Source organism: Pseudomonas sp. DL, from assembly GCF_047199225.1.
Taxonomy (GTDB): Bacteria; Pseudomonadota; Gammaproteobacteria; order Pseudomonadales; family Pseudomonadaceae; genus Pseudomonas; species Pseudomonas aeruginosa.
Genome location: NZ_CP178323.1, coordinates 696,724 through 715,733, shown reverse-complemented (window position 1 = coordinate 715,733; position 19,010 = coordinate 696,724). Strand labels below are relative to the sequence as shown.

The 19,010-nt window shown below is 57.8% G+C and carries 12 protein-coding genes, 6 tRNA genes and 3 rRNA genes; all 21 read right to left on the bottom strand.

Annotated elements, in window-relative coordinates; translation table 11 throughout:
• Window positions 1–14 precede the first annotated feature (14 nt).
• Window positions 15–4,088, bottom strand: coding sequence for a DNA-directed RNA polymerase subunit beta (gene rpoB / locus ACI766_RS03380; RefSeq protein ID WP_003093746.1), 4,074 nt, complete (start codon window positions 4,086–4,088; stop codon window positions 15–17).
• A 221-nt stretch (window positions 4,089–4,309) separates the two neighbouring features.
• The gene (gene rplL / locus ACI766_RS03375) at window positions 4,310–4,678 is read right to left on the bottom strand and encodes a 50S ribosomal protein L7/L12 (protein ID WP_003093747.1); all 369 of its coding nucleotides are present in this window, start codon (window positions 4,676–4,678) and stop codon (window positions 4,310–4,312) included.
• Window positions 4,679–4,756: 78 nt separating this feature from the next.
• The gene (rplJ, locus tag ACI766_RS03370; protein ID WP_003093748.1) at window positions 4,757–5,257 is read right to left on the bottom strand and encodes a 50S ribosomal protein L10; all 501 of its coding nucleotides are present in this window, start codon (window positions 5,255–5,257) and stop codon (window positions 4,757–4,759) included.
• 198 nt (window positions 5,258–5,455) lie between these two features.
• Window positions 5,456–6,151, bottom strand: a complete 696-nt coding sequence (rplA, locus tag ACI766_RS03365; RefSeq protein WP_003093749.1) for a 50S ribosomal protein L1 — start codon at window positions 6,149–6,151, stop codon at window positions 5,456–5,458.
• On the bottom strand, window positions 6,151–6,582 hold the full coding sequence (gene rplK, locus ACI766_RS03360) for a 50S ribosomal protein L11 (protein WP_003093751.1): 432 nt from the start codon (window positions 6,580–6,582) through the stop codon (window positions 6,151–6,153). Before rplK ends, rplA begins: the two co-directional genes overlap by 1 nt.
• A 116-nt stretch (window positions 6,583–6,698) precedes the next feature.
• Window positions 6,699–7,232, bottom strand: a complete 534-nt coding sequence (gene nusG / locus ACI766_RS03355; protein ID WP_003108028.1) for a transcription termination/antitermination protein NusG — start codon at window positions 7,230–7,232, stop codon at window positions 6,699–6,701.
• A 9-nt stretch (window positions 7,233–7,241) separates the two neighbouring features.
• Window positions 7,242–7,610, bottom strand: a complete 369-nt coding sequence (gene secE, locus ACI766_RS03350; RefSeq protein WP_003108030.1) for a preprotein translocase subunit SecE — start codon at window positions 7,608–7,610, stop codon at window positions 7,242–7,244.
• 45 nt (window positions 7,611–7,655) lie between these two features.
• A tRNA-Trp gene (locus ACI766_RS03345) sits at window positions 7,656–7,731 on the bottom strand.
• 55 nt (window positions 7,732–7,786) lie between these two features.
• Window positions 7,787–8,980 carry an elongation factor Tu gene (gene tuf, locus ACI766_RS03340; RefSeq protein WP_003115146.1) on the bottom strand — a complete coding sequence of 398 codons (1,194 nt, stop codon included), beginning with the start codon at window positions 8,978–8,980 and terminating at the stop codon, window positions 7,787–7,789.
• 84 nt (window positions 8,981–9,064) lie between these two features.
• Window positions 9,065–9,140, bottom strand: a tRNA-Thr gene (locus ACI766_RS03335).
• A 19-nt stretch (window positions 9,141–9,159) separates the two neighbouring features.
• Window positions 9,160–9,233, bottom strand: a tRNA-Gly gene (locus ACI766_RS03330).
• A gap of 26 nt (window positions 9,234–9,259) precedes the next feature.
• Window positions 9,260–9,344 (bottom strand) — tRNA-Tyr (locus ACI766_RS03325).
• Between the two features lie 147 nt (window positions 9,345–9,491).
• A complete protein-coding gene (locus tag ACI766_RS03320) occupies window positions 9,492–10,196 on the bottom strand; it encodes an SPOR domain-containing protein (protein WP_003112013.1) in 705 nt (234 codons plus the stop codon).
• A gap of 8 nt (window positions 10,197–10,204) precedes the next feature.
• A complete protein-coding gene (locus ACI766_RS03315; RefSeq protein ID WP_003093768.1) occupies window positions 10,205–10,951 on the bottom strand; it encodes a pantothenate kinase in 747 nt (248 codons plus the stop codon).
• Entirely contained in the window at window positions 10,948–11,886 is a 939-nt protein-coding gene (gene birA, locus ACI766_RS03310) for a bifunctional biotin--[acetyl-CoA-carboxylase] ligase/biotin operon repressor BirA (RefSeq protein ID WP_023085899.1), read from the bottom strand. Before birA ends, ACI766_RS03315 begins: the two co-directional genes overlap by 4 nt.
• Before the next feature lie 161 nt (window positions 11,887–12,047).
• A 5S ribosomal RNA gene (rrf, locus tag ACI766_RS03305) occupies window positions 12,048–12,163 on the bottom strand.
• A 143-nt stretch (window positions 12,164–12,306) separates the two neighbouring features.
• A 23S ribosomal RNA gene (locus ACI766_RS03300) occupies window positions 12,307–15,197 on the bottom strand.
• Between the two features lie 225 nt (window positions 15,198–15,422).
• Window positions 15,423–15,498 (bottom strand) — tRNA-Ala (locus ACI766_RS03295).
• A gap of 28 nt (window positions 15,499–15,526) precedes the next feature.
• Window positions 15,527–15,603, bottom strand: a tRNA-Ile gene (locus ACI766_RS03290).
• A gap of 64 nt (window positions 15,604–15,667) precedes the next feature.
• Window positions 15,668–17,203: ribosomal RNA gene (locus tag ACI766_RS03285) — 16S ribosomal RNA — on the bottom strand.
• Together the 16S, 23S and 5S rRNA genes with 2 tRNA genes alongside form the textbook arrangement of a ribosomal RNA operon.
• A 539-nt stretch (window positions 17,204–17,742) precedes the next feature.
• Window positions 17,743–18,942, bottom strand: coding sequence for a tyrosine--tRNA ligase (gene tyrS / locus ACI766_RS03280; protein WP_003113167.1), 1,200 nt, complete (start codon window positions 18,940–18,942; stop codon window positions 17,743–17,745).
• Window positions 18,943–19,010: the final 68 nt, after the last annotated feature.

Below are 19,010 nucleotides of genomic sequence, written 5' to 3'. Positions count from 1 at the left end.
TCTAGCGTCACGTGTTATTCGGTTTCCAGTTCGATGTCGATGCCGAGCGAACGGATCTCTTTGATCAGAACGTTGAAGGACTCGGGCATGCCGGCCTCCATGCGGTGATCGCCGTCCACGATGTTCTTGTACATCTTGGTCCGGCCGTTCACGTCGTCCGACTTGACCGTCAGCATTTCCTGCAGGGTGTACGCCGCGCCATAGGCTTCCAGCGCCCACACCTCCATCTCACCGAAGCGCTGACCACCGAACTGTGCCTTACCACCCAGCGGCTGCTGGGTAACCAGGCTGTACGAGCCGGTGGAACGGGCGTGCATCTTGTCGTCCACCAGGTGGTTCAGCTTGAGCATGTACATGTAGCCGACGGTGGTCGGACGCTCGAACTGGTTGCCGGTACGGCCGTCGAACAGACGCATCTGGCCGCTTTCCGGCAGGTCGGCCAGCTTCAGCATGGCCTTGATCTCGCGTTCCTTGGCGCCATCGAACACCGGGGTCGCCATCGGTACGCCACCGCGCAGGTTCTTGGCCAGCGCGAGGATCTCGTTGTCGCCCAGCTCGTCGAGGTTTTCCTCGCGACCGCCGATCTCGTTGTAGATCTCGTGCAGGAACTTACGCAGTTCGGCGACCTTGCGCTGCTCTTCGAGCATGCGGTTGATCTTCTCGCCCAGCCCCTTGGCCGCGAGGCCCAGGTGGGTTTCGAGGATCTGACCGACGTTCATACGCGACGGTACGCCCAGCGGGTTGAGGACGATGTCGACCGGGGTGCCGTTGGCATCGTGCGGCATGTCTTCCACCGGCATGATCACCGAGACCACACCCTTGTTACCGTGACGGCCGGCCATCTTGTCGCCCGGCTGGATGCGACGCTTGATCGCCAGGTAGACCTTGACGATCTTCAGCACGCCCGGAGCCAGGTCGTCGCCCTGCTGCAGCTTGCGCTTCTTGTCCTCGAACTTGTCGTCCAGGAGCTGGCGACGATCGCTGATGTAGGCCTGGGCCTTCTCCAGCTGTTCGTTCAGGGCGTCGTCGGCCATGCGCAGCTTGAACCACTGGCCGCGCTCGAGACCGTCGAGGTAGTCGTCGGTGATCTCCGTGCCCTTCTTCAGCGCCGGGCCACCTTCAGCCTTGGCACCGACCAGGGCGGCACGCAGACGCTCGAAGGTCGCGCCTTCGACGATGCGGAACTCTTCGTTCAGGTCCTTGCGGATCTGGTCGAGTTGCATCTTCTCGATGGACAGCGCGCGGGAATCGCGCTCGACGCCGTCGCGGGTGAAGACCTGAACGTCGATGACGGTACCCTTGGTGCCGGTCGGCACACGCAGGGAGGTGTCCTTCACGTCGGACGCCTTCTCACCGAAGATCGCGCGCAGCAGCTTCTCTTCCGGAGTCAACTGGGTCTCGCCTTTCGGAGTGACCTTGCCGACCAGGATGTCGCCGGCCTGCACTTCGGCGCCGACGTAGACGATACCGGCTTCGTCCAGCTTGTTCAGCGCGGCCTCGCCCACGTTCGGGATGTCCGCGGTGATTTCCTCTGGGCCGAGCTTGGTGTCACGAGCGACGCAGGTCAGTTCCTGGATGTGGATCGTGGTGAAACGATCTTCCTGGACCACGCGCTCGGACAGGCAGATGGAGTCTTCGAAGTTGAAGCCGTTCCAGGGCATGAACGCTACGCGCATGTTCTGGCCCAGGGCCAGTTCGCCCATGTCGGTGGACGGACCGTCGGCCAGGATGTCGCCGCGCGCGACCACGTCACCCTTGCTCACCAGCGGACGCTGGTTGATGCAGGTGTTCTGGTTGGAACGGGTGTACTTGGTCAGGTTGTAGATGTCGACACCCGCTTCGCCGGTCTCGACTTCGTCATCCGCCACGCGAACCACGACACGGCTGGCATCGACCGAGTCGATCACACCGCCACGGCGAGCCACGACGCAGACGCCGGAGTCGCGCGCCACGTTGCGCTCCATGCCGGTACCCACCAGCGGCTTGTCGGCACGCAGGGTCGGCACGGCCTGACGCTGCATGTTCGAGCCCATGAGTGCGCGGTTGGCGTCATCGTGCTCGAGGAACGGAATCAGCGAGGCAGCGACGGAAACGACCTGCTTCGGCGACACGTCCATCAGGGTCACGTCTTCCGGCGCCTTCACGGTGAATTCGTTCAGGTGACGCACGGCCACCAGCTCGTCCACCAGTTGACCCTTCTCGTTGAGGGTCGCCGAAGCCTGGGCGATGACGTGGTCGGCTTCTTCGATCGCCGACAGGAACACGATCTCGTCGGTTACCAGGCTGTCCTTGACCACGCGGTACGGGCTCTCGAGGAAGCCGTACTTGTTGGTGCGGGCGTAGGTCGCCAGGGAGTTGATCAGACCGATGTTCGGACCTTCAGGGGTTTCGATCGGGCACACGCGGCCGTAGTGGGTCGGGTGTACGTCACGAACCTCGAAGCCCGCACGCTCACGGGTCAGACCGCCCGGGCCGAGCGCGGAGACGCGGCGCTTGTGGGTGATCTCGGAAAGCGGGTTGTTCTGGTCCATGAACTGCGACAGCTGGCTCGAACCGAAGAACTCCTTGATCGCGGCAGCCACCGGCTTGGCGTTGATCAGGTCCTGCGGCATCAGGCCTTCGCTTTCGGCCATGGACAGGCGTTCCTTGACCGCGCGCTCGACACGCACCAGGCCCACGCGGAACTGGTTCTCGGCCATTTCGCCGACGCAACGGACGCGACGGTTGCCCAGGTGGTCGATGTCATCGACGATGCCCTTGCCGTTACGGATGTCGACGAGGGTCTTGAGCACATCGATGATGTCTTCCTTGCTCAGGACGCCCGGACCTTCGATCTCGGTACGACCGATACGGCGGTTGAACTTCATCCGGCCTACGGCCGACAGGTCGTAACGCTCGGCGCTGAAGAACAGGTTGCCGAACAGGGTCTCGGCAGCTTCCTTGGTCGGCGGCTCGCCCGGACGCATCATCCGGTAGATCTCGACCAGGGCTTCCAGCTGGTTGCTGGTGTTGTCGATCTTCAGGGTGTCGGAGATGAACGGACCGCAGTCGATGTCGTTGGTGTACAGGGTCTCGATGCGCACGACCTGGGCCTTGGCCACCTTGGCCAGGAGGTCGAGGGTCAGCTCGGTGTTGCACTCGGCGATGATCTCGCCGGTAGCCGGATGCACGATCGCCTTGGCGATGGTACGGCCGATCAGGTAGTCGAACGGCACTTCCAGCTGGCTCACGCCAGCCTTTTCCAGCTGGTTGATGTGGCGGGCAGTGATACGACGCCCCTGCTCCACGATCACCTTGCCGCTGCCATCCTTGATGTCGATGCTCGCGACTTCACCGCGCAGGCGCTGCGGGACCAGTTCCAGGTTCAGGGTCTCGCCCTTGATGTGGAAGACGTTGGTCGCGTAGAAGGCGTTGAGGATCTCTTCCGTGCTGTAGCCGAGCGCGCGCAGCAGTACCGAGGCCGGCAGCTTGCGGCGACGGTCGATACGGACGAACACGCAGTCCTTCGGATCGAACTCGAAGTCCAGCCAGGAACCGCGGTAAGGAATGATCCGCGCGGAGTACAGCAGCTTGCCGGAGCTGTGGGTCTTGCCACGGTCGTGGTCGAAGAACACGCCCGGGGAACGGTGCAGCTGGGAGACGATGACACGCTCGGTACCGTTGATGATGAAGGTACCGTTCTCGGTCATCAGGGGGATTTCCCCCATGTAGACTTCTTGTTCCTTGATGTCCTTGATCGCCTTGTTCGACGACTCGCGGTCGAAGATGATCAGGCGAACTTTCACGCGCAGCGGTACGGCGAAGGTCACGCCGCGCAGCACGCACTCCTTGACATCGAATGCCGGCTCACCCAGACGGTAGCCGACGTATTCCAGGGCAGCATTGCCGGAATAGCTGATAATCGGGAAAACGGACTTGAAGGCCGCGTGCAGACCGATATCGCGGAACTGCTCCTTGGTTGCGCCAGCCTGCAGGAATTCGCGATAGGAATCCAGCTGGATGGCCAGCAAATACGGCACATCCATGACGTCCGGCAACTTGCTAAAGTCCTTGCGGATACGTTTTTTCTCAGTGTATGAGTAAGCCATCAGCGTTCCCCAGCTTGGTCACCTGCTTGTTTGGCGTCTCCGACGGGAGCAGCCGGAAAATCTTGCAGACCCCTTGGCCTGCATTGCCCACTCGGGGCACTTTCACGTCTTGGGTGGAACGCCCGAGGCGAGTCCACCCAGAACGGAAAAAGGCCGGTGGCAAAAGCCACCAGCCATCAGCCTTTCGCTTGACGCTCGGGCTGTAGACGCAAGGTCGTCGCTTACTTGAGCTCGACTTTGGCGCCTGCTTCTTCCAGGGCTTTCTTGGCGGCTTCGGCTTCTTCTTTCGAAGCGCCTTCCTTCACCACGCCCGGAGCGCCGTCTACGACGGCCTTGGCTTCTTTCAGACCCAGACCGGTCAGTTCGCGAACGACCTTGATCACGTTCACTTTCTTGTCGCCAGCTTCGGCCAGGACGATGGTGAACTCGGTCTGCTCTTCGGCAGCGGCAGCAGCCGGGCCAGCAGCGGCAACGGTAGCGGCAGCAGCGGTAACGCCGAACTTCTCTTCCATCGCCTTGATCAGTTCGACCACTTGCATGACGGACATTTCGGATACGGCGTTGATGATGTCTTCGTTGGTCAGAGCCATGACTCTAATTCCTGTATTGGGGGACGGCCTGCGGCCATCGTATTAAACAAATAAGATTGAAAGCGCTTGCGAGCCGACTTAGGCGGCAGCAGCTTCTTTCTGGTCGCGAATGGCCGCCAGAGTACGAGCCAGCTTGCTGGTAGCGCCCTGAATCACGCTCATCAGCTGCGATACGGCTTCGTCGTAGGTCGGCAGGCTTGCCAGTACGTCGATCTGATTGGCTGCGAGGAACTGACCCTCGAAGGCAGCCGCCTTGATCTCGAACTTGTCCTGACCCTTGGCGAACTCACGGAAGATACGAGCGGCAGCGCCCGGATGTTCGTTGGAGAAAGCGATCAGGGTCGGGCCTTTGAACACGTCGTTGAGCACGTCGAACTGGGTGCCTTCAACGGCGCGCTTGAGCAGGGTGTTACGTACGACTTTCACGTACACACCAGCTTCGCGGGCCTCTTTACGGAGTCCGGTCATGGCGCCTACGGTCACGCCACGGGCATCGGCCACGACAGCGGACAGGGCAGCTTTGGCAGCCTCGTTGACTTCAGCGACGATGGCCTTCTTGTCTTCGAGTTTAATTGCCACGGGTTTACTCCTGGATGTTACCGTTTCGTCCAGCCGGGGCCGGACGTCGTTTTGGTGTCTGATTCGGTAACCGAATCGGGAGCACCATCTGCGTAGGCTTGTGGTTTAAGGCTTGCGCCACCTACGGTCTTGGATAGCCCCCGCCAGGCAGGGACCCCAATACCTGTGCAGCGGGCAGAACCCGCTGCACGATTTCACTTAGGCTTCCAGGGAAGCCAGGTCGATCTGCAGGCCCGGACCCATGGTGGTGCTCAGGGTCACGCGCTTGACGTACACGCCTTTCGACGAGGACGGCTTCAGGCGCTTCAGGTCGGCCAGCAGCGCTTCAACGTTCTGCTGCAGCTTGGCCGGCTCGAAATCGACCTTACCGACGGAGCTGTGGATGATGCCGTTCTTGTCGGTACGGAAACGTACCTGACCAGCCTTGGCATTCTTCACGGCGGTAGCGACGTCCGGAGTCACGGTGCCGACTTTCGGGTTCGGCATCAGACCACGCGGGCCGAGGATCTGGCCCAGCTGGCCGACGACACGCATGGCATCCGGGGAAGCGATGACGACGTCGTAGTTCAGGTCGCCGCCTTTCATTTCGGCAGCCAGTTCGTCCATGCCCACCTTGTCGGCGCCGGCAGCCAGAGCGGCTTCGGCAGCCGGACCCTGGGTGAAGACGGCAACGCGGACGCTCTTGCCGGTGCCGTTCGGCAGGACGGTGGCGCCACGAACGACCTGGTCGGATTTACGCGGATCGACGCCGAGGTTCACGGCAACGTCCACGGACTCCTTGAACTTGATGGTGGACAGCTCGGCCAGCAGCTTGGCGGCCTCTTCGAAGCTGTACTGCTTGCCGGCAACTACTTTCTCGGCAATCGCCTTCTGGCGCTTGGTCAGCTTAGCCATTACACACCCTCCACGTTCAGGCCCATGCTGCGCGCGGAGCCAGCGATGGTACGTACAGCAGCGTCCAGATCAGCAGCGGTCAGGTCAGCCTGCTTGGTCTTGGCGATCTCTTCCAGCTGGGCACGGGTAACGGTGCCGACTTTCTGGGAGTTCGGACGAGCGGAGCCGCTGGTGATGCCAGCTGCTTTTTTCAGCAGGACGGCAGCCGGGGTGCTCTTGGTTTCGAAGGTGAAGCTACGGTCGCTGTAAACGGTGATGATCACAGGAGTCGGCAGGCCCGGCTCTTGGCCTTGGGTCTTGGCGTTGAACGCCTTGCAGAATTCCATGATGTTCACGCCGTGCTGACCCAGGGCAGGGCCGACCGGCGGCGACGGGTTGGCCTGACCGGCCTTTACTTGCAGCTTGATATAAGCCTGGATTTTCTTAGCCATTTGCTACTCCAAATTCGGGTACAAGCGCCTGAAGGCTCCCCGGTTGCTTTCGCGTTTATCCCAGTGACGACAAAACCCCGCAGCCTTGGGCTGCGGGGTGAGGGATGCGTTTTCAGCTAGACCTTTTCGACCTGACTGAACTCCAGCTCCACCGGGGTAGAGCGGCCAAAGATGAGCACGGCCACTTGGATCCGGCTCTTCTCGTAGTTAACTTCTTCGACGACACCATTGAAGTCGGCGAAAGGACCATCGATGACACGAACGGTCTCGCCCGGCTCGAACAGGGTCTTCGGCTTGGGCTTGTCGCCGCTATCGGCCACGCGACGCAGGATTGCATCAGCCTCACGATCGGTGATCGGAGCCGGCTTGTCGGCAGTCCCGCCGATGAAGCCCATGACACGCGGGGTATCCTTCACCAGGTGCCAGGTACCTTCGTTCATTTCCATCTGAACCAGCACATAGCCAGGGAAGAATTTGCGCTCGCTCTTGCGCTTCTGGCCGTTCCGCATCTCCACCACTTCTTCGGTGGGAACCAGAATCTCGCCGAACTCTTCTTCCATGCCAGCAAGCTTGACACGCTCGATCAGCGAGCGCATGACATGCTTCTCGTAGCCCGAGTATGCATGCACAACGTACCAACGCTTAGCCACGGCGCACCCTTAACCTACAATCATGGAAACCAACCAACCCAGCAGGGAATCGAGCCCCCACAGCAGCAGCGCCATTACCAGCACTACCGCGACCACGATCAGCGTGGTCTGAGTTGTTTCTTGACGACTCGGCCATACGACCTTGCGAATCTCGACGCGCGCTTCCTTAGCAAGACTAAAGAAGGCCTGCCCCTTGGCCGTTTGCAGAGCCAGGAAGGCAGCGATCACCGCCAGAACGAGAATACCGAGAACGCGATACAGGATTGGTTGAGCCGAAAAGTACTGATTGCCCACAACGGCAACCACAACCAGAACGGCAACCAAGAGCCATTTCAAGAGATCAAAACGTGATTCTTTGGCTTCTGCCTTGGCATTCATCTGTTAGGAATCTCGTGAAGAAAAGCCAGATTTACTTGGGAAATCTGGCAGGCCAGGAGGGAATCGAACCCCCAACCTGCGGTTTTGGAGACCGCCGCTCTGCCAATTGAGCTACTGGCCTGAAGCAAAATCAGGCCGACCATTATGCCGGCCTGAGAGGGGAAGATCAACCGATATTATTCGATGATCTTGGCAACCACGCCGGCGCCAACGGTACGGCCGCCTTCGCGGATCGCGAAGCGCAGGCCATCTTCCATGGCGATCGGAGCGATCAGGGTGACAACCATCTTGATGTTGTCGCCCGGCATTACCATCTCTACGCCTTCCGGCAGCTCGCAGTTACCGGTCACGTCAGTGGTACGGAAGTAGAACTGCGGACGGTAGCCCTTGAAGAACGGGGTGTGACGACCACCTTCTTCCTTGGACAGCACGTACACTTCGCACTCGAACTTGGTGTGCGGCTTGATGGTGCCCGGCTTGGCCAGTACCTGGCCACGCTCTACGTCTTCACGCTTGGTGCCACGCAGCAGGATACCAACGTTCTCACCAGCACGACCTTCGTCGAGCAGCTTGCGGAACATTTCAACGCCGGTGCAGGTGGTCTTGGTGGTCGCCTTGATGCCGACGATTTCCACTTCTTCCTGGACCTTGATGATGCCGCGCTCTACACGACCGGTTACCACGGTACCGCGACCGGAGATCGAGAACACGTCTTCGATCGGCATCAGGAACGGCTGGTCGATGGCACGAACCGGCTCCGGAATGTAGGAGTCCAGGGTCTCTACCAGCTTCTGCACGGCGCTTACGCCGATGCCGTTGTCATCCTTGCCTTCCAGCGCCATCAGCGCGGAACCGATGATGATCGGGGTGTCGTCGCCCGGGAAGTCGTAGGTGTTCAGCAGATCGCGAACTTCCATCTCGACCAGTTCCAGCAGCTCGGCGTCGTCGACCATGTCGGCCTTGTTCAGGAACACGACGATGTAGGGAACGCCTACCTGGCGGGACAGCAGGATGTGCTCGCGGGTCTGCGGCATGGGGCCGTCGGCAGCCGAGCAAACCAGGATCGCGCCGTCCATCTGGGCAGCACCGGTGATCATGTTCTTCACGTAGTCGGCGTGACCGGGGCAGTCAACGTGGGCGTAGTGACGAACAGCGGAATCGTATTCAACGTGCGAGGTGTTGATGGTGATCCCGCGGGCCTTTTCTTCCGGCGCGTTGTCGATCTGATCGAAAGCACGAGCGGAACCACCCCAGGTGTCGGAGCAGACCTTGGTCAGTGCAGCGGTCAGAGTGGTCTTGCCATGGTCAACGTGACCGATGGTGCCGACGTTGACGTGCGGCTTGTTCCGTTCAAATTTTTCTTTAGCCATGGAGACCATCCCCTTCAAGGAATTGAGCGGATCACGCTACCATTAGAACAAGGGCAGATATTTTCATATCTGCCCCTGGATAAATGGAGCTCATGAGCGGATTTGAACCGCTGACCTCACCCTTACCAAGGGTGTGCTCTACCAACTGAGCTACATGAGCGAAACACAAGCAACTTGACTGGAGCGGGTAGCGGGAATCGAACCCGCATCATCAGCTTGGAAGGCTGAGGTTCTACCACTGAACTATACCCGCGGAGCCCGAAGCTCACGCTTTTAAACTGGTGGAGGGAGAAGGATTCGAACCTTCGAAGTCTATGACGTCAGATTTACAGTCTGATCCCTTTGGCCACTCGGGAATCCCTCCAAACTGGTGGGCGGCATTCTCTACGTCTGCCACCTTGCTGTCAAGAGTTTTCTCTTAAAAAACCTGAACTTAGGTTTCAACAGCAACTTCATGGTAGGAGTCTTTCAGCCTTCCCCCTGCGAAGCGGGCGCCATTCTATGCAAACCATCAGGGGGATGCAACACCTTTGCACGACATTATTTGATGCTGCAATCCCTTGAAGTCCCGAGCCAGCTCCTGGAGCAGTTGCTCATCCACCAGGCGCCGGCTGCCGGGGGCCACCCTTACCCAGAAATCACGCTGCCCGCGGGGCAATTCCTTCAGCTCCGCCTCGTAACCTGCCGTCTTGAGACGCACCTGCGCACTTTCAGCCGAATCCCGCGCGGAAAACATCCCCAAAGAAATGCCATTGGCCAGCACTCCCTCGCCAATCAGGTAGCTGTCGATATTGCGCGCCTGAAGCTCCTTCAACTGACGAAGCGCAGCCTCCCGCGAGGCTAGCGGAGGAAGATAGACCCAGTAATCGACGCTCATCTCCCCACGGGCCTCGACCTCCGCCTCGATATCCAGGCCCAACAGGCGCTGCTGCAACCTTCGGGCATCCGCCTCCTCACCGCCTCCGCCAAGATAGAGACAGGCCGACTCGGATGCGATCGACTCTTCGGCAGCCGGAGGCACACTCGGCGCCGGCACCTGCGATCCCGAGCGCGCCCTGGAAGCAAGGTTGCTCTCGGCCAACAGCAGAATGTTCTTCTGCCCATCCTTATAGAGTTCCAGCGGTGCGATTTCCTTGGCCCGTAGCGGGGATTGCTGCTGGTGCCAGACGTAGTAGAAGACGTTCAGGGCAAGGAGAAACAGGAAGAACCAGCGCATAGATCCTCTCACTCAATCGGGCAAGCCAGTGCCAGCCCTACGAAAACCAGGTCCGGCATGATCCGGGCGCCAGCCAGTTCGTCGCGAACCAGTTCGGCATCCCCACCCGTCAGGAATATTTCACAATCCGGACCGAGCAGCTCGCACGCCATGGCGTACTGCTCACGAACGAACCCCCTGAGCATGAGCAGACAACCCCGCTCAACCGCCTCGGCCGTGGCCTGCCCTGGCTGAAGACTGGCAAGCGCCCGCCGGGCCTCTGCATCGTCGTAGCGGATACGTCGGGTATGGGTGCGCAACTGGCTTCTCATCAGGGTCATGCCCGGGCATATGTAGCCCCCCAGATGCACACCATCCGCCGCGACCAGATCAGAGGTGACCGCAGTCCCCAGATCGATGACCAGGCAGGCCTTCTTAGCCAGGTGATGAGCCGCGACGAGGGCCAACCAGCGGTCGAGCCCCAGGCGCTGGTAGTCGAGATAGCCGTTGCGCACTCCCGCCAACTGCTTGCCGGATGATGCAACCAGCGCCGAAACCGGGAACAGCTGCTCCAACCGTGCGACCAGTTGCGAGGTTTCCTGCTCGCTGCGAACGCTCACCAGGCGACAGGCTCGCACTGGCAGCGCTTGCTGCGATGTTAACTGTTCGACCAGGGCATCATCGGACTCCGCAAGGCCACCGGCGACCGACCGTGCCGCGCCCTCGATGACCCGCCACTTGATCAGCGAGTTTCCACAGTCGAGCTCAAGAATCATTGACGCAACCTCAAACTAAGCTCCCCTCCACTGAACCCCTGCTCCACGCCATCCACCTCGAGGCGCAGCGCTCCTCGGCTATCGACACCCAGCACACGACCCTCGATGGAACTCAGAGCAGTCGAGAGAATGACCTGGGCACCCTGCCAGAGATTGCAGGACTCCCACTCCTCGCGACTTGCAGCAAAGCCTTCGCGCGAATGCCTATCGAGATAATCGGCCAACTGCCGATTGAGAGCAGAAAGCAGCCGCGAACGATCCACCAGCTCCCCCAGCGCTTCGCGCAGGGAGGTCCAAGGCTGGCCGATATCAGTGGCGGTCTTCATGTTGACGTTGATCCCTATGCCGATAACGACATGACACAGATCCGCGGGGTCGCCACTCAGCTCCAGGAGAATTCCGGCGATCTTCTTGCCTCCCTGCAGAAGGTCGTTCGGCCACTTCAACCCGGCGTCCCGGACGCCCAAAGACTCCAGGGCCCGGAGCACCGCGAGACCGACAACCAGGCTCAACCCTTCGAGCTCCCGAGCGCCCCCCCTGACAGTAATGGCCAGAGAATAATAGAGGTTCTCTCCATAGGGACTGACCCAGGCTCGGCCGCGACGTCCACGCCCGGCAGTCTGCTGCTCGACGACGATAACGAAAGGCGTCGAGGCTCCAGCCGCGAGCCTACGCATGGCCTCGCTATTGGTCGAATCGACGGTGGGCATGATCTCGACAGGCCAGAGGCTGTCGATCTTCCGCGGATCCAGGAGACTGAGGGGACTCGCCAGACGGTAACCCCGGCCACGCACCTTGTGGAACTGCAGGCCATGTTCAGCCTCCAGGTGCTGCAAGCGTTTCCAGACTGCACTGCGACTGATGCCCAGTACTGCCCCCAACTCCTCACCGGAGTGGAATCGCCCGTCTTGAAGTAGTTTCAGCAAGGTCTGCATAGACGCCCCACACTAGCCAGGCACGCATCATATAGAGGCACTTGCGCTTTGCCTACGAAAAGCCCTGCCGTATAGCTGCCTTTTCCCCGGATTTTCGCAGACTTTTCCGCGCGCAAAAGCAAAACCCCCGGTCATCGCTGACCAGGGGTTTTGGGATAGGAGCTTGACGATGACCTACTCTCACATGGGGAGACCCCACACTACCATCGGCGATGCGTCGTTTCACTTCTGAGTTCGGGAAGGGATCAGGTGGTTCCAACGCTCTATGATCGTCAAGCAATTCGGTTGGATATCCGTTCGCTTGGGCTTACGTCTATCCGGATTCAGGTATGTGATTTCAAGGTGTTTGCGGTTCATGCGAACTTTCGGTTCGTCGACTTCACCTTACAACACACAATCATCAGATTGTTTGGGTGTTATATGGTCAAGCCTCACGGGCAATTAGTACTGGTTAGCTCAACGCCTCACAACGCTTACACACCCAGCCTATCAACGTCGTAGTCTTCGACGGCCCTTCAGGGGAATCAAGTTCCCAGTGAGATCTCATCTTGAGGCAAGTTTCCCGCTTAGATGCTTTCAGCGGTTATCTTTTCCGAACATAGCTACCCGGCAATGCCACTGGCGTGACAACCGGAACACCAGAGGTTCGTCCACTCCGGTCCTCTCGTACTAGGAGCAGCCCCTCTCAAATCTCAAACGTCCACGGCAGATAGGGACCGAACTGTCTCACGACGTTCTAAACCCAGCTCGCGTACCACTTTAAATGGCGAACAGCCATACCCTTGGGACCGGCTTCAGCCCCAGGATGTGATGAGCCGACATCGAGGTGCCAAACACCGCCGTCGATATGAACTCTTGGGCGGTATCAGCCTGTTATCCCCGGAGTACCTTTTATCCGTTGAGCGATGGCCCTTCCATACAGAACCACCGGATCACTAAGACCTACTTTCGTACCTGCTCGACGTGTCTGTCTCGCAGTCAAGCGCGCTTTTGCCTTTATACTCTGCGACCGATTTCCGACCGGTCTGAGCGCACCTTCGTACTCCTCCGTTACTCTTTAGGAGGAGACCGCCCCAGTCAAACTGCCCACCATACACTGTCCTCGATCCGGATCACGGACCAGAGTTAGAACCTCAAGCATGCCAGGGTGGTATTTCAAGGATGGCTCCACGCGAACTGGCGTCCACGCTTCAAAGCCTCCCACCTATCCTACACAAGCAGGCTCAAAGTCCAGTGCAAAGCTACAGTAAAGGTTCACGGGGTCTTTCCGTCTAGCCGCGGATACACTGCATCTTCACAGCGATTTCAATTTCACTGAGTCTCGGGTGGAGACAGCGCCGCCATCGTTACGCCATTCGTGCAGGTCGGAACTTACCCGACAAGGAATTTCGCTACCTTAGGACCGTTATAGTTACGGCCGCCGTTTACCGGGGCTTCGATCAAGAGCTTCGCTTGCGCTAACCCCATCAATTAACCTTCCGGCACCGGGCAGGCGTCACACCCTATACGTCCACTTTCGTGTTTGCAGAGTGCTGTGTTTTTAATAAACAGTCGCAGCGGCCTGGTATCTTCGACCAGCCAGAGCTTACGGAGTAAATCCTTCACCCTAGCCGGCGCACCTTCTCCCGAAGTTACGGTGCCATTTTGCCTAGTTCCTTCACCCGAGTTCTCTCAAGCGCCTTGGTATTCTCTACCCGACCACCTGTGTCGGTTTGGGGTACGGTTCCTGGTTACCTGAAGCTTAGAAGCTTTTCTTGGAAGCATGGCATCAACCACTTCGTCATCTAAAAGACAACTCGTCATCAGCTCTCGGCCTTGAAACCCCGGATTTACCTAAGATTTCAGCCTACCACCTTAAACTTGGACAACCAACGCCAAGCTGGCCTAGCCTTCTCCGTCCCTCCATCGCAGTAACCAGAAGTACAGGAATATTAACCTGTTTCCCATCGACTACGCTTTTCAGCCTCGCCTTAGGAACCGACTAACCCTGCGTCGATTAACGTTGCGCAGGAACCCTTGGTCTTTCGGCGTGGGTGTTTTTCACACCCATTGTCGTTACTCATGTCAGCATTCGCACTTCTGATACCTCCAGCAAGCTTCTCAACTCACCTTCACAGGCTTACAGAACGCTCCTCTACCGCGTCACTTACGTGACACCCGCAGCTTCGGTGTGTGGTTTGAGCCCCGTTACATCTTCCGCGCAGGCCGACTCGACTAGTGAGCTATTACGCTTTCTTTAAAGGATGGCTGCTTCTAAGCCAACCTCCTAGCTGTCTAAGCCTTCCCACATCGTTTACCACTTAACCACAACTTTGGGACCTTAGCTGGCGGTCTGGGTTGTTTCCCTTTTCACGACGGACGTTAGCACCCGCCGTGTGTCTCCCATGCTCGGCACTTCTGGGTATTCGGAGTTTGCATCGGTTTGGTAAGTCGGGATGACCCCCTAGCCGAAACAGTGCTCTACCCCCCAGAGTGATACATGAGGCGCTACCTAAATAGCTTTCGAGGAGAACCAGCTATCTCCGAGCTTGATTAGCCTTTCACTCCGATCCACAAGTCATCCCCTACCTTTTCAACGGGAGTGGGTTCGGTCCTCCAGTCAGTGTTACCTAACCTTCAACCTGCTCATGGATAGATCGCCCGGTTTCGGGTCTATACCCAGCGACTAAACGCCCTATTAAGACTCGCTTTCGCTACGCCTACCCTATACGGTTAAGCTTGCCACTGAATATAAGTCGCTGACCCATTATACAAAAGGTACGCAGTCACCTAACAAGTAGGCTCCCACTGCTTGTACGCATACGGTTTCAGGTTCTATTTCACTCCCCTCTCCGGGGTTCTTTTCGCCTTTCCCTCACGGTACTGGTTCACTATCGGTCAGTCAGTAGTATTTAGCCTTGGAGGATGGTCCCCCCATGTTCAGACAAAGTTTCTCGTGCTCCGTCCTACTCGATTTCACTTCAAAGATCCTTTCGCGTACGGGGCTATCACCCACTATGGCCGCACTTTCCAGAGCGTTCCGCTAAAATCAATGAAGCTTAAGGGCTAATCCCCGTTCGCTCGCCACTACTAAGGGAATCTCGGTTGATTTCTTTTCCTCAGGGTACTTAGATGTTTCAGTTCCCCTGGTTCGCCTCTTGCACCTATGGATTCAGTACAAGATACCTAGGTTATCCTAGGTGGGTTCCCCCATTCAGAGATCTCCGGATCAAAGTCTGTTTGCCGACTCCCCGAAGCTTTTCGCAGGCTACCACGTCTTTCATCGCCTCTGACTGCCAAGGCATCCACCGTATGCGCTTCTTCACTTGACCATATAACCCCAAGCAATCTGGTTATACTGTGAAGACGACATTCGCCGAAAATTCGCGCTTGAACTCGCAAATTTTACCTTGACTTGAATGATCACCAGTGAAAGAGATCATTCAGTCTTACTTCTATCACATACCCGAATTTTTAAAGAACAGTTCTGGTGCAAAGACCAGAAATCAATGTTCATCTACGAACATTCATTTCTGAGCTTTCGACGATTGTTTGGATGGTGGAGCCAAGGAGGATCGAACTCCTGACCTCCTGCGTGCAAAGCAGGCGCTCTCCCAGCTGAGCTATGGCCCCGTATCGGATCACGCAGCACACCAACAATTGGTGGGTCTGGGCAGATTCGAACTGCCGACCTCACCCTTATCAGGGGTGCGCTCTAACCAACTGAGCTACAGACCCAATCGTCTAACCAGTGAATCAAGCAATTCGTGTGGGAGCTTATGAAGAAGCCGGGATCTTCGATTAAGGAGGTGATCCAGCCGCAGGTTCCCCTACGGCTACCTTGTTACGACTTCACCCCAGTCATGAATCACTCCGTGGTAACCGTCCCCCTTGCGGTTAGACTAGCTACTTCTGGAGCAACCCACTCCCATGGTGTGACGGGCGGTGTGTACAAGGCCCGGGAACGTATTCACCGTGACATTCTGATTCACGATTACTAGCGATTCCGACTTCACGCAGTCGAGTTGCAGACTGCGATCCGGACTACGATCGGTTTTATGGGATTAGCTCCACCTCGCGGCTTGGCAACCCTTTGTACCGACCATTGTAGCACGTGTGTAGCCCTGGCCGTAAGGGCCATGATGACTTGACGTCATCCCCACCTTCCTCCGGTTTGTCACCGGCAGTCTCCTTAGAGTGCCCACCCGAGGTGCTGGTAACTAAGGACAAGGGTTGCGCTCGTTACGGGACTTAACCCAACATCTCACGACACGAGCTGACGACAGCCATGCAGCACCTGTGTCTGAGTTCCCGAAGGCACCAATCCATCTCTGGAAAGTTCTCAGCATGTCAAGGCCAGGTAAGGTTCTTCGCGTTGCTTCGAATTAAACCACATGCTCCACCGCTTGTGCGGGCCCCCGTCAATTCATTTGAGTTTTAACCTTGCGGCCGTACTCCCCAGGCGGTCGACTTATCGCGTTAGCTGCGCCACTAAGATCTCAAGGATCCCAACGGCTAGTCGACATCGTTTACGGCGTGGACTACCAGGGTATCTAATCCTGTTTGCTCCCCACGCTTTCGCACCTCAGTGTCAGTATCAGTCCAGGTGGTCGCCTTCGCCACTGGTGTTCCTTCCTATATCTACGCATTTCACCGCTACACAGGAAATTCCACCACCCTCTACCGTACTCTAGCTCAGTAGTTTTGGATGCAGTTCCCAGGTTGAGCCCGGGGATTTCACATCCAACTTGCTGAACCACCTACGCGCGCTTTACGCCCAGTAATTCCGATTAACGCTTGCACCCTTCGTATTACCGCGGCTGCTGGCACGAAGTTAGCCGGTGCTTATTCTGTTGGTAACGTCAAAACAGCAAGGTATTAACTTACTGCCCTTCCTCCCAACTTAAAGTGCTTTACAATCCGAAGACCTTCTTCACACACGCGGCATGGCTGGATCAGGCTTTCGCCCATTGTCCAATATTCCCCACTGCTGCCTCCCGTAGGAGTCTGGACCGTGTCTCAGTTCCAGTGTGACTGATCATCCTCTCAGACCAGTTACGGATCGTCGCCTTGGTAGGCCTTTACCCCACCAACTAGCTAATCCGACCTAGGCTCATCTGATAGCGTGAGGTCCGAAGATCCCCCACTTTCTCCCTCAGGACGTATGCGGTATTAGCGCCCGTTTCCGGACGTTATCCCCCACTACCAGGCAGATTCCTAGGCATTACTCACCCGTCCGCCGCTGAATCCAGGAGCAAGCTCCCTTCATCCGCTCGACTTGCATGTGTTAGGCCTGCCGCCAGCGTTCAATCTGAGCCATGATCAAACTCTTCAGTTCAATACTGCTTGGGTTTTGAGAAAACCCTAAACTTGGCTCAGCAATCGCATTCTCTTAAAAAGAGATAAAACTCTCGAATTCACGAGTGTTACTTGCGTTGCTGATAATCTTGCGATCACCAGTCTTACATCACAAGCACCCACACGAATTGCTTGATTCGACTTGTTAAAGAGCAGTTGGTCAAGGCTTTCGTCTCAACCGAGGCCGCGCATTCTACAGCAACCTCTCGTTCCGTCAAGCGTTATTTTCGAAAATTTTCTTTTCTACTCAACCGCTTGCGCCGACCTTCAAACCATCTTCCGATCAGCGGGAGGCGCATTCTACAGCGTTCAAATTCGCTGTCAAGCACCTCGGTGAAGCTTCGTTTCGAGCCCCTTTCGGGACCGAACCGCTGCGGCGGACAACCTGCCGGAGCGCTTCACCACCCCTGGGAGAGAATCCGTAAATCCTTGATTTTCAAGCACTTACTCTTCGCCGTCGCCGGGAGTGGTGCGCATTATAGGGAGATAGAAACTGGCGTCAACACTTATTTGAAAGAATTATTCAGCCTTCAGCGTGATGCGCGCGAAAGCCTTCTTCCCTGCCTGGAACACACGGGTCTCACCCAGCGCCAGCATGAAGGTGCGGTCGACGACCTGCCCATCCACCTTGACGCTGCCGGCACCCAGGAGATCGCGAGCCGCAGCCGCATTCTTCACCAACCCCGCCTTATTAAGGACAGAGGCAACGGGCATATCCTCGGGGGACGACAGCTCGATCTCCGGCAGGTCTTCCGGCAGCTCGCCCTCCTTCAGGCGATTGCCGGCCGACTTGTGTGCGCTCGCCGCCGCCTCCTCGCCATGGAAGCGGGCGACGATCTCCTCGGCCAGCTTGATCTTGATGTCACGCGGGTTGGCGCCCGCCTCGACGTCCTTGCGGAAGCTATCGATCTCATCCAGGGAACGGAAGCTGAGCAGTTCGAAGTAACGCCACATCAGCGTGTCAGGAATGGAGACCAGCTTGCTGTACATGACACCCGGCGCTTCCTGGATACCAATATAGTTGCCCAGCGACTTGGACATCTTCTTCACGCCATCCAGCCCTTCCAGCAACGGCATGGTCAGGATCACCTGGGCCTCCTGGCCATAGGCACGCTGCAGCTCGCGCCCCATCAGCAGGTTGAACTTCTGGTCGGTGCCACCCAACTCGACGTCCGCCTTCAGCGCGACGGAGTCATAGCCCTGGACCAGCGGATAGAGGAACTCATGGATAGCGATGGGCTGATTGCTGGCATAGCGCTTGCTAAAGTCATCACGCTCCAGCATCCGCGCAACGGTGTACTGAGAGGCAAGACGAATGAAGTCAGCCGGGGTCAGTTGGTCCATCCAGGTGGAATTGAAGGCTACTTCGGTCTTGGCCGGGTCGAGGATCTTGAAGACCTGGGACTTGTACGTCTCCGCATTCTCCAGAACCTGCTCGCGCGTCAGGGGAGGACGGGTAACACTTTTCCCACTGGGGTCACCAATCATCCCAGTGAAGTCGCCGATGAGGAAGATCACCTGATGCCCCAGGTCCTGGAACTGGCGCAGCTTATTAATAAGCACGGTATGGCCAAGATGCAGATCGGGAGCGGTCGGGTCGAAGCCGGCCTTGATCCGCAAGGGCTGGCCACGCTTCAGCTTGGCCACCAGTTCCGCCTCTACCAGGATCTCGTCTGCACCGCGCTGGATCAGCGCCAGCTGCTCTTCAACCGACTTCATTTACAGGTTCTGCCCAATTGCCAAAATCGAAAGGGAACCAACCATACAAGATCGCAGACTAAAAACAA